Origin of the sequence: Lysobacter sp. cf310 (assembly GCF_900114355.1) — a bacterium.
Lineage (GTDB): Bacteria > Pseudomonadota > Gammaproteobacteria > Xanthomonadales > Xanthomonadaceae > Lysobacter.
This window is the reverse complement of record NZ_FOSS01000003.1, coordinates 404,670-419,676: the sequence shown is the minus strand read 5'-3', so window position 1 is coordinate 419,676 and position 15,007 is coordinate 404,670. Positions and strand designations below refer to the sequence as shown.

Annotated in this window: 12 protein-coding genes; all 12 read left to right on the top strand. The window is 68.5% G+C overall.

Annotation, left to right across the window (positions count from 1 at the left end; genetic code table 11):
* Positions 1-9 precede the first annotated feature (9 nt).
* A complete protein-coding gene (locus tag BMZ45_RS13145) occupies positions 10-3,120 on the top strand; it encodes an efflux RND transporter permease subunit (protein WP_091636995.1) in 3,111 nt (1,036 codons plus the stop codon).
* A 474-nt stretch (positions 3,121-3,594) separates the two neighbouring features.
* A complete protein-coding gene (rpsF, locus tag BMZ45_RS13140; RefSeq protein WP_056175092.1) occupies positions 3,595-4,023 on the top strand; it encodes a 30S ribosomal protein S6 in 429 nt (142 codons plus the stop codon).
* A gap of 12 nt (positions 4,024-4,035) precedes the next feature.
* Positions 4,036-4,266: a 30S ribosomal protein S18 gene (rpsR, locus tag BMZ45_RS13135; RefSeq protein WP_055899483.1), complete on the top strand. Its 231-nt coding sequence runs from the start codon at positions 4,036-4,038 to the stop codon at positions 4,264-4,266.
* A 166-nt stretch (positions 4,267-4,432) separates the two neighbouring features.
* Positions 4,433-4,885 carry a 50S ribosomal protein L9 gene (rplI, locus tag BMZ45_RS13130; protein ID WP_056175089.1) on the top strand — a complete coding sequence of 151 codons (453 nt, stop codon included), beginning with the start codon at positions 4,433-4,435 and terminating at the stop codon, positions 4,883-4,885.
* 301 nt (positions 4,886-5,186) lie between these two features.
* Positions 5,187-6,599 (top strand): replicative DNA helicase, encoded by a 1,413-nt coding sequence (locus BMZ45_RS13125; RefSeq protein ID WP_091636994.1) that lies wholly within the window; start codon positions 5,187-5,189, stop codon positions 6,597-6,599.
* Positions 6,600-6,846: 247 nt separating this feature from the next.
* Positions 6,847-7,533: a DUF899 family protein gene (locus tag BMZ45_RS13120; RefSeq protein WP_091636993.1), complete on the top strand. Its 687-nt coding sequence runs from the start codon at positions 6,847-6,849 to the stop codon at positions 7,531-7,533.
* A gap of 370 nt (positions 7,534-7,903) precedes the next feature.
* On the top strand, positions 7,904-8,245 hold the full coding sequence (locus tag BMZ45_RS13115; RefSeq protein WP_091636992.1) for a glycine zipper 2TM domain-containing protein: 342 nt from the start codon (positions 7,904-7,906) through the stop codon (positions 8,243-8,245).
* A gap of 143 nt (positions 8,246-8,388) precedes the next feature.
* Positions 8,389-8,724, top strand: coding sequence for an NIPSNAP family protein (locus BMZ45_RS13110; protein ID WP_091636991.1), 336 nt, complete (start codon positions 8,389-8,391; stop codon positions 8,722-8,724).
* A 61-nt stretch (positions 8,725-8,785) separates the two neighbouring features.
* Positions 8,786-9,928 carry a M23 family metallopeptidase gene (locus BMZ45_RS13105; RefSeq protein WP_091636990.1) on the top strand — a complete coding sequence of 381 codons (1,143 nt, stop codon included), beginning with the start codon at positions 8,786-8,788 and terminating at the stop codon, positions 9,926-9,928.
* A gap of 210 nt (positions 9,929-10,138) precedes the next feature.
* A complete protein-coding gene (gene alr / locus BMZ45_RS13100; RefSeq protein WP_091636989.1) occupies positions 10,139-11,215 on the top strand; it encodes an alanine racemase in 1,077 nt (358 codons plus the stop codon).
* A gap of 305 nt (positions 11,216-11,520) precedes the next feature.
* The gene (locus BMZ45_RS13095) at positions 11,521-13,158 is read left to right on the top strand and encodes a S8 family serine peptidase (protein WP_091636988.1); all 1,638 of its coding nucleotides are present in this window, start codon (positions 11,521-11,523) and stop codon (positions 13,156-13,158) included.
* Between the two features lie 95 nt (positions 13,159-13,253).
* Entirely contained in the window at positions 13,254-14,696 is a 1,443-nt protein-coding gene (locus tag BMZ45_RS13090) for a cryptochrome/photolyase family protein (RefSeq protein ID WP_091636987.1), read from the top strand.
* The last annotated feature ends 311 nt before the right edge of the window (positions 14,697-15,007 follow it).

Sequence of the window (15,007 nt, the reverse complement as noted above, 5' to 3'; positions counted from 1 at the left end):
GAGCGCCCGATGAGCATCGCCGAGCTCAGCATCAAGCGTCCCGTCACCACGGTGATGCTGTTCGTATCGCTGTTCGTGGTCGGCCTGATCGCCGCGATCAGGCTGCCGCTGGAAGCCTTCCCCGAGGTCTCGCCGCCCTTCATCTTCGTGCAGATGCCGTACAGCGGCTCGACCCCGGAAGAGGTCGAGCGCACGGTGCTGCGTCCGGTCGAGGAATCGCTGTCGACCATGACCGGCATCAAGCGCATGGACGCCAGCGCGCGCGCGGACGGCGCCAACATCTTCATCCAGTTCTCCAACTGGGACCGCGATGTGGCGATCGCCGCGTCCGAGGCGCGCGAGCGCATCGACGCGATCCGCTCCGATCTGCCGGACGACTTGCAGCGCTATTTCGTGCTCAAGTTCTCCACCACCGACCAGCCGGTGCTGCGCGTGCGTCTGGCCGGCGACACCGACCTCACTGGCGCCTACGACCTGATCGACCGCGAGTTCAAGCGCCGCATCGAGCGCTTGCCCGGCGTGGCCCGGGTCGAGGTCTCGGGCGCGCCGCCGAACGAAGTCGAGATCGCGATCCAGCCTGATCGCCTGACCGCGCACAACCTCAGCCTCAACGATCTGACCACGCGCCTGCAGGCGGTGAACTTCTCGGTCTCGGCCGGGCAGATCGACGACGGCGGCCAGCGCCTGCGCGTGCAGCCGGTGGGCGAGGTCACCGACCTGCAGCAATTGCGCGATCTGGTGATCGGCGGCAACGGCACGCGTCTGGGCGATATCGCCGACGTGCGCATGAAGCCGGCACGCATGGACTACGGCCGTCGTCTCGACGGCCGTCCGGCGGTGGGCCTGGACATCTTCAAGGAGCGCAACGCCAACCTGGTGGAGGTCTCGCGGCTGGCCCTGCAGGAAGTCGAGGACATCCGCAAGGAACCCTCGCTGCGCGGCGTGCAGATCAAGATCATCGAGAACCAGGGCGAGAACGTCACCACCTCGCTGCTGGACCTGGCCGAGGCCGGCGGCATCGGCCTGCTGCTGTCGATCGCGGTGCTGTTCTTCTTCCTGCGCCACTGGCCGTCGACGCTGATGGTGACCCTGGCCATCCCGATCTGCTTCGTGATGACCCTGGGCTTCATGTACTTCGCCGGCGTCACCCTCAACATCCTGTCGATGATGGGCCTGCTGCTGGCGGTCGGCATGCTGGTCGACAACGCCGTGGTGGTGGTGGAGAGCATCTACCAGGAACGCGAGAAGATGCCCGGGCAACCGCGACTGGCCTCGATCCTGGGCACCCGCCACGTCGCCATCGCGCTGTCGGCGGGCACGCTGTGCCACTGCATCGTGTTCCTGCCCAACCTGTTCGGCGAGCGCAACTTCCTCAGCATCTACATGGCCCAGATCGCGATCACGATCTCGGTGTCGCTGCTGGCTTCGTGGCTGGTCGCGGTCAGCCTGATCCCGATGATCTCGGCGCGCCTGAAGACCCCGCCCACGGTCAACAACACGACCGGCCTGATCCCGCGCCTGCAGACCCGCTACGCGCGCTTCCTGCGCTGGACCCTGGCCCATCGCGGCTGGAGCGTGCTGGGCATCGTGCTGATCGTCGCGGTCAGCGTGATCCCGATGAAGATGACCAAGTTCGACATGTTCGGCGGCGACGAGGGCGGCGAAGTCAACGTCTTCTACCAATGGAAGGGCAGCTACACCAAGGAACAGATGTCGGAGGAAGTGCTGCGGGTGGAGAAATTCCTCGACGCCAACCGCAAGCGTTACCACATCACCCAGGTCTACTCCTACTACAGCGAAGTCGGCGGCGCGGGCACCCGCATCACCTTCGACACCAAGGAGGCCAGCGCGACCAAGCCGCTGGTGGACGCGATCAGCAAGGCGCTGCCGAAGTCGGCGCGCGCCGACATCGGCATCGGCGACCAGGGCGGTCCCGGTGGCGGTGGCGGCCAGCCCGGCAAGAACGTGCAGGTGCAACTGGTCGGCGATTCGACCCAGACCCTGGCCGAAGTGGCCAAGGACATCGTGCCGATCCTGGCCAAGCGCAAGGAACTGCGCGACGTACGCGTCGATGCCGGCGATCAGAACAGCGAGCTGGCGGTGCGCGTGGATCGCGAGCGCGCGGCCTCGTTCGGCTTCAGCGCCCAGGAAGTCTCGCGCTTCGTCGGCCTGGCCCTGCGCGGCGCGCCGCTGCGCGAGTTCCGTCGCGGCGAGACCGAAGTGCCGGTGTGGGTGCGTTTCGCCGGCGCCGAGAACTACGGCGTCGAGGACATCGCCTCGTTCACCGTGCGCGCGCCCGACGGCCGCACCGTGCCGCTGCTGAGCATGGTCGACGTGAGCGTGCGTCCTGCCGCGACCGAGATCCGGCGCGCCAACCGTCAGACCACCCTGACCATCCAGGCCAACCTGGCCGACAAGGCCACCGTGCCGGATGCGCGCAAGGCGATGGAGGACACCCTCAAGGCGGTGTCGTTCCCGGCCGGCTACAGCTACTCGTTCGAGGGCGGCGCGTTCGAGGACGAGGACGACGCGATGGGGCAGATGGTGTTCAACCTGGTCCTGGCCCTGATCATGATCTACGTGGTGATGGCGGCGGTGTTCGAGTCGCTGCTGTTTCCGGCAGCGATCATGAGCGGCGTGCTGTTCTCGGTGTTCGGCGTGTTCTGGCTGTTCTGGATCACCGGTACCACCTTCGGCATCATGTCCTTCATCGGCATCCTGGTGCTGATGGGCGTGGTGGTGAACAACGGCATCGTCATGATCGAGCACATCAACAACCTGCGCCGACGCGGCCTGTCGCGCACCGAGGCCCTGGTCGAGGGCAGCCGCGAACGTCTGCGGCCGATTCTGATGACCATGGGCACGGCGATCCTGGCGATGGTGCCGATCGCGCTGTCGACCAGCGGCAGCAACGACATGCCGGCGTATTACCCGATGGCGCGCGCGATCGCCGGCGGCCTGGCATTCTCGACCCTGGTCAGCCTGCTGTTCCTGCCGACCATCTACGCCATCCTCGACGACCTGCGTAACGGCAGCGCCCGCGCGGTCCGCCGCGCGCGCGGCAAATCGGGCGACCCGGCGCTGCCGGCCGCGTCAGTCGCGGCCCTGCACGCCGAGTGAGCCCCGGTCCCGGGTCCGCCCAACGGCGGGCCCGGGGCAGGGCGGGCCCGATGCTCCGGGGTAGGAGCGGCGCAAGCCGCGACCGCGCCCCCCCGACATGCCGCGCAAGCCCCGTCCGACCCCCTGTAGGAGCGGCGCAAGCCGCGACCGCGCGCCCCCGACATGCCGCGCAAGCCCCATCCGCCCCCTGTAGGAGCGGCGCAAGCCGCGACCGCGCCCCCGCGAGGGCGCGCGCAGGTCCCCACCAGAGCCGATCGGGCCCCAAACCCGCGTCCCCAGCCCCATTCGGCCCCAGCCGGCGCCTCCCCAACCCCCGATTTGCACCTAAGCCCTTGACCCTGCCATAATTTCCGGCTCCCGCGAGGCCCCGTGCCGTCGCAGGACCCTTGCCCTACCGCGCCCGGCGTCGCTACGCCCGGTGGCGGGGGGCTGAACCGGCCCGGCAGACGGGCCGACACCCACAAGGAAACAACGATGCGTCATTACGAAGTCGTGTTCCTGGTCCACCCGGACCAGAGCGAGCAGGTCCCGGCCATGATCGAGCGCTACAAGTCGCTGATCGAAGCCGGCGAAGGCAAGATCCACCGTCTCGAGGATTGGGGCCGCCGTCAGCTGGCCTACCCGATCGAGAACCTGGTCAAGGCCCACTACGTCCTGCTCAACATCGAAGTCACCCAGACCGTGCTCAACGAGCTGGTCGACGGCTTCCGTTTCAACGACGCGGTGCTGCGTCACCTGGTCATGAAGCGCGACGAGGCCGACACCGAACAGTCCCTGATCATGAAGTTCAAGGACGAGAAGGGCGACAAGCCCGAGCGCGGCGAGCGCCGTCGTCGTGACGACGACAGCGACAACGCAGTCGGCACCGCCGACAGCGCCGAAGACAACGCCGAAGCCGCCTAAGGGATCGCACTCATGTCCAAGTTCTTCCGCCGCCGCAAGTTCTGCAAGTTCACCGCCGAAGGCGTGAAAGAGATCGACTACAAGGATCTCAACACCCTGCGTCAGTACCTCACCGAGACCGGCAAGATCGTGCCGAGCCGCGTGACCGGTACCAAGTCGAAGTACCAGCGCCAGCTGTCGACGGCCGTCAAGCGCGCCCGTTTCCTCGCGCTGATCCCGTACACCGACAACCACAACGCATAAGTAAAGACGTTCGCCCGCTTGCGGGCGAACCCTTTGTCCCCCTCTCCCGCTAGCGGGAGAGGGTAGGGGTGAGGGCCGCGACAGCGCCCGAACCCGCACAAAGCCTTTTCGGACAGCGTCCTCTGCTGCGGACCTACAGGCCCGCTAACGAATACGGAGCACCACCATGCAACTGATCCTCCTGCAGAAAGTCACCAACCTCGGCAACCTCGGCGACAAGGTCAACGTGAAGCCGGGCTACGGCCGCAACTTCCTGGTCCCGCAGGGCAAGGCCGTGCCGGCCACCGCCGCCAACCTGGCCGAGTTCGAAGCCAAGCGCGCCGACTACGAAGCCAAGGCCAAGTCGCTGCTCGACGGCGCCGAAGGCCGCAAGGCCAAGCTTGAGGACGTCTCGGTGACGATCCACGCCAACGCCTCCACCGAAGGCAAGCTATACGGTTCGGTCACCCCGCGCGACATCGCCGAGGCCCTGACCAAGCACGGCCACCCGGTCGAGAAGTCGGAAGTGATCATGGGCGAAGGCCCGCTGCGTCGCACCGGCGAATACGACATCCTGCTGCACCTGCACGCGGACGTCGAAGTCACCGTCAAGGTCGTGATTGAAGGCGAAGCCGCCTGATCCGACGCGACGTTGGGTAAGAACGTAGGGCGCCCGCGAGGCGCCCTTCGTTTTTGCGGGCCGGCCCACGCCAGGCCCTGGCATCGCTGCGACGGCTACCGTCGCAGCCGATGAGATCCAAGCGTGCGATAGAGGGAAAGTTGCCCACCTCTTATCCACAGCTTCGTCACAGCCTTGTATGCAACGCCGGCGGGGCATTCGCCTCTAGGATGTCCGACCGGCCGGGGCCTATGCGGGCCGACGAATCACCCCGATATCAACGGCCGCACAAGACGGCCGCTCAGCGAGGACCGCGACACCAATGAGCGCACGAAGCGGATTCCGCGGCGAAAAGCGGTTCGAGACCCGCGCCGAGCAGCGCATCGACCAGTTGCGCGTACCGCCGCAGTCCGTCGAGGCCGAGCAGGCCGTGCTCGGCGGCCTGATGCTGGCGCCCGACGCCTACGACCGCGTCGCCGACCAGCTGGTCGAGGACGACTTCTACCGTCGCGACCATCAGCTGATCTACCGCGCGATCCGCGAGCTGGCCGAAAAGAACCGCCCCTTCGACGCCGTGACCCTGGGCGAATGGTTCGATTCGATGGGCCTGTCCGAGCAGGTCGCCGGCGGCGCCTATCTGATCGAACTGGCCAGCACCACGCCCTCGGCCGCCAACATCGCCGCCTACGCCGAAATCGTGCGCGACAAGGCGGTGCTGCGCCAGCTGATCGAGGTCGGCACCGGCATCGTCAACGACGGCTTCCAGCCCGACGGCCGCGACAGCAGCGAGATCCTGGCCAAGGCCGAGCAGGAGGTGTTCGCGATCGCCGAAGCCGGCGCGCGCGGCCGCACCGATTTCACCCCGGTCAACAAGGCGCTGTCGGAAGCCTTCGACGTGCTGCAGACGCGCTACGCCAACGGCGGCAGCGTGACCGGCCTGCCGACCGGCTACACCGAATTCGACGAGATGACCGCGGGCCTGCAGAACACCGACCTGCTGATCATCGCCGCGCGTCCGGCCATGGGTAAGACCACCCTGGCCCTGAATATGGCCGAGTACGCCGCCTTCCGCAGCAAGAAGGCGGTGGCGGTGTTCTCGATGGAAATGTCGGCCAGCCAGCTGGCGTTGCGCCTGATCTCCTCGGTCGGCCGCGTCAACGCCCAGCGCCTGCGCTCGGGCCAGCTCGAGGACGAGGACTGGAGCCGCGTGACCAGTGCGATCCGCCAGCTGCGCGAGGCCAAGATCTTCATCGACGATACCCCGGGCCTGTCGCCGGACGTGCTGCGCGCCAAGTCGCGCCGCCTCAAGCGCGAGCACGACCTGGGCCTGATCGTGATCGACTACCTGCAGCTGATGTCGGTGCCCGGCAACAGCGAGAACCGCGCCACCGAGATCTCCGAGATCTCGCGCTCGCTCAAGCATCTGGCCAAGGAACTCAACCTGCCGGTGATCGCGCTGTCGCAGCTCAACCGCTCGCTGGAACAGCGCGCCGACAAGCGCCCGGTGATGGCCGACCTGCGCGAATCCGGCGCCATCGAGCAGGACGCCGACGTGATCGTGTTCATCTACCGGGACGATTACTACAACAAGGAAACCTCGCCGGACAAAGGTCTGGCCGAGGTCATCATCGGCAAGCAGCGTTCCGGCCCGACCGGCTCGCTCAAGCTCAAGTTCTTCGGCGAATACACCCGCTTCGACAACCTGGCCCACGACTCGGTGGGTTCGTTCGAGTAAACCGGGCGCGGCCCTCGGCCGCCGCCCTGGCATGGCGGCGACCCGGCTCGCTGGCCGTGGCCACGCCCGCCTATGCGGCCTGCAACGCCCTCGTTGACGCCGGGCGAAGGTTCCGTGTGCTACTCAGGGCCGCAACAACGGCATCGATGCGCGCGTGTCGCCTATAGGCGGCCGCTGCGGATGCGGGCATCTTGCGCACGATGCGCCTATCGACCACGAGCCCTGACGGCTTCCAGGAGGACACCGCATGAACGAGCCGGCCACTCCCCGCATCGTCGATCGCAGCGAATGGGAGCGCGAGCGCGCCGACCTGCTGGTGCGCGAGAAAGCGCATACGCGCGCCAGCGATGCGCTGGCCGCCGCCCGCAGGCGTCTTCCCATGGTGCGGATGGATCCGGTCGTGGTCGTTGGCGCGAACGGGCCGATCCCGCTGCACGAGGTATTCGAAGGTCGGCGCATGCTGATCGTGTATCACTTCATGTGGCATGCCGGCGCGCCCCACGAGCGGCAATGCGACGGTTGCACGCACAGCCAATCGGCGATGAATGCAGCCGTGCTGGCGTATCTGGCCGAGCGCGACGTGGGCTATGCGGTATTCAGCCGCGGCCCCTGGGCCGAGCTTGCCGCCTATCGCGACTTCATGGGCTGGCCGGCGCCGTGGTATTCCACGACGGATTCGGCGCAGGTACTGGCTACTCGCAACGGAGGCGACGTGCGTTGCTATCTGCGCGACGGCGACCAGGTGTTCCAAACCTATGAGACCCAGCGGCGCGGGATCGAGGCCATGCTGCCCACGCTGCAGTTGCTGGACCTGACGGTCTATGGCCGTCAGGAAAACTGGGAGGATTCGCCTGCCGGTTGGCCGAACAAGGACGAGCCAGGCTCGTGGTGGGGGCGCGACGGCCGCCCGGTGGCGCAGTGGACACGCGTGTAGCCGCGCATGTGGCCCGGTGCGCAAGCTTCGCGGCGGTGCGCGCATCGTTTGAAGGAGTTGCAAGTGTCGCAGTCCCATCGCCGCGGCCTGTTCTTTCGAGCGATCGAGGGGCTACGCAAAAGGGCAGCTGGTTTGCCGGGCCTAAACGCCAAGTCGGAAACGACGGCTGTCAGGCCCTTCGTGTTTTTTCGATGGAGGAGATCTACGGCGATTTCTTGATCGCATGCCCATTCCCGCCATCGCGACCGCGAAACAACGGCGCGCATTCAGCCAGGCGGCGCTAGGGTGCGTCCACGGCCCTGCGGCTTGACGCGCTCCCCACGCGCGCAGGCGCATCGTCGCCACGCTCCCCAACCTTTCCGGTGACCCCATGAACGCCAAGCTCTCCTCCATCCTCGTCGCCGCGGCGCTGTCCAGCCTGCTGGCCGCTGGCGCCGCCGATGCGCAAACCAAGTCCAAGCCGAAGCCGAAGCAGCCGCATTGCTACGACGTCGAAGTGCAGCGGCCCAAGGAAGTGAAGGACAAGCACAAGATCACCGGCACCGCCCTGGGCGCGGTCGCGGGCGGCCTGCTCGGCAACCAGGTCGGCGGCGGCAGCGGCAAGAAGATCGCCACGGCGGCCGGCGCGGTCGGCGGCGCGGTGGTCGGCCGCAAGATCCAGGAAAACCAGCAGAACAAGACCGAGACCGTGATCGAGCGTCGCTGCGACTGATCGCGCGATCGCTGTCTCGAAGGACGGGCCGGCCTAGCCGGCCCGTTTTTTTTGCGCCGCCGCGCGCCGGGGCATGACAAACGTAACTTGCGCCGGCCGGCCCGCTCGAACAGCATCCGCTACCGGTCCCCTCGAGCGCCTGCATGCAGCGATTGATCGAAGTGCGTACCTACCGGCTCCAGCCCGAATCGGGCACCCGGTTCGAACAGGTCATGACCCGGCGCGCGCTGCCGTTGCTGCGCGAATGCGGCATGGACGTGGTCGCGTTCGGACGCAGCCAGCACGAGCACGAAAGCTGGTACCTGATCCGCGCCTACCGCGACCAGGCCGATCTGGTCGCGCAGCAGGACGCGTTCTATGCGTCGGCGGTCTGGCGCGAGGGCCCGCGCGCGGACGTCGTCGGCTGCATCGACGACTACCTCAATACCTTGCTGTGGTTGTCGGACGCGGCGATCGACGAGCTGCGCACGGCGATGTGATTCATCGGCCCCGGCGCCTGGCGTCGGGCGACTTCCTTTCGTTCCCAGGCCATCCTCCCGCATGCGGGCCATCGCGTTCGCCGCTTTGCTTTCCTTCTCCGGTTTCCTGCACGCGGCCGACCCGGTCGCGCCCCTACGGCAGTCCTTCGATCTGCAGGTGCCGATCGCGCCCGCACCGGTGCGCATGGACGGCGCGTCGGTGCTGGTCTACGAACTGCATGCGACCAACTTCAGCAACGAGCCGCTGCGCCTGACGGGTGCGGACGTGCGCGACGCCGGACGCGGGCAGGCGCTGGCCAGCTACGAAGGCGAGGCGCTCGCGCGCCGCTTCGATCGCCTGGCGGCGGTGCAGGGCAGCGATGCGCTGACCCTGGCGCCGGGCCAGCGCGGCGTGCTCTACGTGGAACTGAGCTTGCCGGCGAACGCGCCACCGCCGCAGCGGCTCGATCATCGGCTGCGCTATCTGGTCATAGGCAGGGACGCGCCGCAGACGGTCGACGGCGGCGAAGTCGCGGTGGCCGTGGCGCCGCGCTTGATCCTGGGCGCGCCGGTGCGTGGCGGCCCCTGGATCGCGATCCACCATCCGGACTGGCCGCGCGGCCATCGTCGCGTGCTGTACACCGTCGACGGCAAGGCGCGTATCCCGGGGCGCCACGCGATCGACTGGGTCAAGCTCGATGCCCAGGGCCGCACCAGCCAGGGCGACAAGGACCTGGTCGCCAACACCTACGGCTACGGCGCCGACGTGCTGGCGGTGGCCGACGCCACCGTGGTGGCGGTGCGCGACGACGTGGTCGAGACCGCTCTCATCTCCGAACACGGCAAGCAGACCCTGGGCGAGGCCACCGGCAACTACGTCGCCCTGGACCTGGGCGACGGTCGCTACGCGTTCTACGAACACCTCAAGACCGGCAGCGCGCGGGTGAAACCCGGCCAGCGCGTGCGCCGCGGCGAGACCCTGGCCGCGCTGGGCTTCACCGGCGACTCCACCGGCCCGCACCTGCATTTCCACGTCTCCGACCGCAACTCGCCGCTGGGCGCGGAAGGCGTCGCCTTCGAACTGCACGGGTTCCGCGTGCTGGGCCGCTATCCGGATCTGTCCCAGCTCGGCAAGGCGCCCTGGACGCCGCCGCAGGCGTCCGAACGGCTCACGCGCGAACGCGAGCGGCCGGCGCCGAATACGGTGTTGGAGTTCGTCGACTGAGCCTGCGCTTCGCCTTTCGCCACTGCGCGCTTTAGCCCCTCTCCCACTCGCGGGAGAGGGGTTGGGGTGAGGGCCGCCGAGCCCTGCAACGCCAACTTCAACGCCCTCCAAGCACCTTCCCCGCTTTGCACCCTTCGCCTGCGGTAAGCGGGAGCAGCGATACCCCAACCCGACAGCCTGCGCACGCCCGCCAGCCGATAAACTAGCGCGATGGCACGTCCGACTTCCGCAAGCATCCACACCGACGCCCTGCGTCATAACCTCGCCCAGGCGCGCGCGCGCGCGCCGCACAGCCGCGTCATGGCGGTGGTCAAGGCCGACGGCTACGGCCACGGCCTGGAGCGCGTCGCCCGCGCCCTGGAAGGCGCCGACGCCTTCGGCGTGGCCGCGCTATCCGATGCCGACCGCCTGCGCGCGGCCGGCCTGTCGCAGCCGATCGTGCTGTTGTCGGGCTTCGACGAGGCCGACGACCTGCCGCAGCTGCGTCGTCTGGGCGTGGAAACCGTGGTCCACCACCTCAGCCAGATCGAAATGCTGGAGCAGGCCGCCGACGGCGAGCCGATCCGCTGCTGGCTCAAGGTCGACACCGGCATGCACCGGCTCGGCTTCGCGCCCGAGCAGGTGCGCGAGGCTTACGCGCGCCTGTCCGCTCTGGCGGGCGTGGCCGACGGCATCGTGCTGATGAACCACTTCGCCAGCTCCGACGAATTCGCCAATCCGCAGACACCCGCGCAGCTGCGTGCGTTCGCCGACGCCACCGCCGGCCTTGACGGTGCGCGCTCGCTGGCCAACTCCGCCGCCGTGCTCGGCTGGCCGGATGCCCACGCCGACTGGATCCGCCCGGGCGGCGCGCTGTACGGCATCTCGGTGGTGGAGGGCACCACCGGCGCCGATTTCGGCTTGCGCCCGGCCATGACCCTGTCCACGCGTCTGATCGCGGTCAACCGCGTGCGCCGCGGCGAACGCATCGGCTACGCCGCGACCTGGGAATGCCCGGAAGACATGAACGTCGGCGTCGCCGCGATCGGTTACGGCGACGGCTACCCGCGCGCCGCGCCCTCGGGCACGCCGGTGCTGGTCGGTGGCCAGGCCACCCAAGTGATCGGTCGGGTCTCGATGGACCTGATGACCATCGACCTGCGCGGCATCCCCGACGCCCGCGTCGGCGATCCGGTCATTCTGTGGGGCCCGGAGTTGCCGGTGGAACGCATCGCCGAAGTCTCGGCCACGATCGGCTACGAGCTGACCTGCTCGATCACGCGCCGGGTGCGTTTCGTCGAAACCTGAGGCCCACCGCCACCGGGCGCCGCCCCGGTCGCTTCGCCCGCAGGCGAGGCCGCGGCTTATCCGATACGACCTCGCGGCGGGCACGCGAGCGCTTTCGTGCATTCCAGACACGCGCAAAGTGCCATGCTCAACTTGCGTTTCTCCAATTTGAGAAATCTGTCACACAAGCTGGTGATTTTCCCTAGCGGGTAGGGTGGGGCCGGTATGAGCCCGTTTGGATAGTGTCGGTCGATCGGGCGCTTACGGCACGCCCGAGCGACTAGCCGCTCCGTCCGGAGCGCGACCGACATTCCATTGGGGGATCGATGAAGCAGAGCAAGTTGATGTACGCGCTGGGCCTGGGCCTGGCCACGATGATCGCTGCCAGCACCGCTGCGGCGCAGGAGCAGCCCAATCCGAACCGCGTATGGGTCAAGTTCAAGGCCGGCACCGCCGGCGCCGCCGCCGGCAAGAGCGCCGGTGCCTCGACCCTGAGCCTGGGTCAGCGCATCCAGACCCTGCGCGGCAAGCTCAGTGCCGCGCGCAGCGGCGACGCCGTGGTCAACTATCAGTTCGACCGCCTCAACAGCGCGGTGATGACCCTGTCCTCGCCCGAGGCCATCAAGGCCCTGCGCAGCAACCCGGACGTGGAATCGGTCGAGATCGACCAGCCGCGCTATCTGCAGGCGCAGAGCGTGCCCTACGGCATCGACCAGGTGCAGGCCCGCAACGTGTGGGACGCCAACCAGGACGGCGTGCTCGACGCCGGTGCCGCCACCGGCGCGGGTATCAAGGTCTGCGTGATCGATTCGGGCATCAACAAGACCCACGAAGATTTCGCCGGCATGACCATCACCGGCTATCCCACCGGTTGGGACACCGACACCTGCGGCCACGGCACCCATGTCGCCGGCACCATCGCCGCGGCCAACAACAGCACCGGCGTGGTCGGCGTGAGCCCGGGCAAGGTCTCGCTGCACATCATCAAGATCTTCGGCACCAACGGCACCAACGGCAGCGGCCACGGCCAGTGCAACTGGACCTACTCGTCGACCCTGGTCGACGCCGCCAATCGCTGCAACACCGCCGGCGCCAAGATCATCAGCATGAGCCTGGGCGGTCCGACCAGCTCGACCACCGAGCAGAACGCCTTCCAGACCCTGGCCAACAACGGCGTGCTCAGCATCGCCGCGGCCGGCAACGACGGCGACTCCAGCCTGAGCTACCCGGCGTCCTACAGCTCGGTGGTGTCGGTGGCGGCGGTGGACTCGGCCAACGTCAAGGCCGACTTCTCGCAGTTCAACAGCGCCGTCGACATCGCCGCGCCGGGCGTGGACACGCTCAGCACCTATCCGATGAAGAACGATCCGCTGCTGGTCGGCAGCTCCAGCTTCGCCGCGATCCCGGTCGCCGGTTCCAAGCAGACCACCGCCAGCGCGGGCTGGGTCAACGGCGGCCTGTGCCAGACCTCGTCCAGCACCTGGCGCAACAAGATCGTGGTCTGCCAGCGCGGCACCAACACCTTCGTCGACAAGATCACCAAGGCCAAGTCCGGCCGCGCCCTGGGCGTGGTGATCTACAACAACGTCGCCGGCGACCTGCGCATCGGCATGTACGACGCCAACGGCAACCCGGTCACCACCACGCTGCCGGCGGTGGGCATCAGCCAGGCCGACGGCCAGACCATCGTGGCCAACCTGGCCGGGCAGACCGCGACCGTCGACGCCACCCCGTCGGTGTCCAACACCGCTTACCAGACCATGAGCGGTACCTCGATGGCCACGCCTCACGTGTCCGGCGTGGCCGCAGTGGTGTGGAGCTCCAAGCCGACCGCGACCGCAGCGCAGGTGCGCGATGCGCTGCTGACCACGGCGCAGGACATCGACGCCGCCGGTTACGACAACAACACCGGTTGGGGCCTGGTCCAGACCCCGGCCGCGATCGCCGAACTGCAGTCGCAGTAAGTCTCGCAACACCCGGACGGGGCCCCACGCGGGCCCCGTCTTTCTGGCCCGGCGGAACGGCATACTGGCGCTCCCCAGACTGCCCCGGTCCCGCGATGCCCGACGTTGCCGCCGCCACCGCGCTGGTCTGGTTCCGCGACGACCTGCGCCTGGCCGACAATCCGGCCCTGCGCGCCGCGCTGGACGACGGCTATACGCCGATTCCGATCTACATCCACGCACCCGACGAGCAGGGCGACTGGCGTCCCGGCGCCGCCTCCGACGCGTGGCGTCATCATTCCCTGGCCGCGCTGGATCGCGACTTGCGCGCGCGCGGTTCGCACCTGCGCCGCTTCGTCGGCCCCAGCCTGCCGACCCTGCAATCGCTGCTGCTGGCCACCGACGCCGAGGCGGTGTACTGGAACCGCCGCTACGAACCGGCGATCGAGAAGCGCGACACCCGCATCAAGCAGACCTTGCGCCGGCAGGGCGCGCGCGCGGAAAGCCACAACGGCGCGCTGCTGTTCGAACCCTGGCAGCTGGCGACCAAGCAGGGCGAACCCTATCGCGTGTTCACTCCGTTCTGGCGCGCGGCCCTGGCCGCGTGGCGCCTGCAGCCGACCTGGGATCCGCCGGCGCACCTGCCCGGCAGCGCGCAGGGGCCGGAAGGCGTGGCCCTGGACGCGCTGAAGCTGCTGCCCTCGCGGGGCTGGGACGGCGGCTTCTGGGAACACTGGACGCCCGGCGAGGCCGGCGCGCGCGAAGCGCTGGAGACCTTCCTGGAAGGCGCGCTCGACGGCTACGCCCAGCAGCGCGACCGCCCCGATCGCGTCGGCACCTCGCGGCTGTCGCCGCACCTGCATTTCGGCGAGATCGCGCCCTGGCGCGTGGTCGCGGCGCTGGAAGCGCAACGCACCGCCGCGCGTGCCGGCGACATCGACGCGGCGATCCGCGAACTGGGCTGGCGCGAATTCGCCCATCACCTGCTGCACCACTTTCCGCACACCCCGGAGCGCAATTTCAATCCGCGCTTCGACGACTTCGACTGGGCACGCCTGGTTCAGCCGCGCCTGCAGGATTGGCAGCACGGCCGCACCGGCGTGCCCATCGTCGATGCCGGCATGCGCGAGCTTTGGCACACCGGTTGGATGCACAACCGCGTGCGCATGATCGTGGCCAGCTATCTGACCAAACACCTGCGCTACCACTGGCGCCACGGCGCGCGCTGGTTCTGGGACACCCTGGTCGACGCCGACCTGGCCAACAACACGCTGGGCTGGCAGTGGGTGGCCGGCACCGGCGCCGACGCCGCGCCTTACTTCCGCGTGTTCAATCCGGTCACCCAGGCCGAGAAGTTCGACCCCGACGGGCGCTACATCGCGCGCTGGGTGCCGGAGCTGGCCGCGCTGCCGGTGCCGCTGCGCTTCGCGCCCTGGCGCGACCCGGCCACCCTGCGTCGGCTCGCACCGGACTATCCGCCGCAGCCGCTGGTGGACCTGGCCGCGGGTCGCGATGCGGCCTTGGCGGCGTATCGCAAACAGCGCGAGCCGGGGGCTTAGGGCGCGTCGGCACAATCCCGGAGCCGGTCCCGACCTAGGAGGGGGACGTCCTTCTTTGGCGCCCTATCGCTCACGCCAGCTCGTCCCTTTCGCTGGAGCTCCGCCTTCGCCGGCCGGGAGAAGGTCTGGCACGGCGGACGCTGCGGAGCACGCGGTTCCATCTGCCGGCGTCGTTGTGCGCCCCGTTCGCGCTGAAGTCGCTGGACCCGCGTTGTCGCGGCGATGACGAATCGAGGCCGCACGGGCTGGTCGTGAGTTTCCGCCGATTGCCGATTCCCCGCCTGGCCGCGTTGACGCCGCTCGCGACCGCG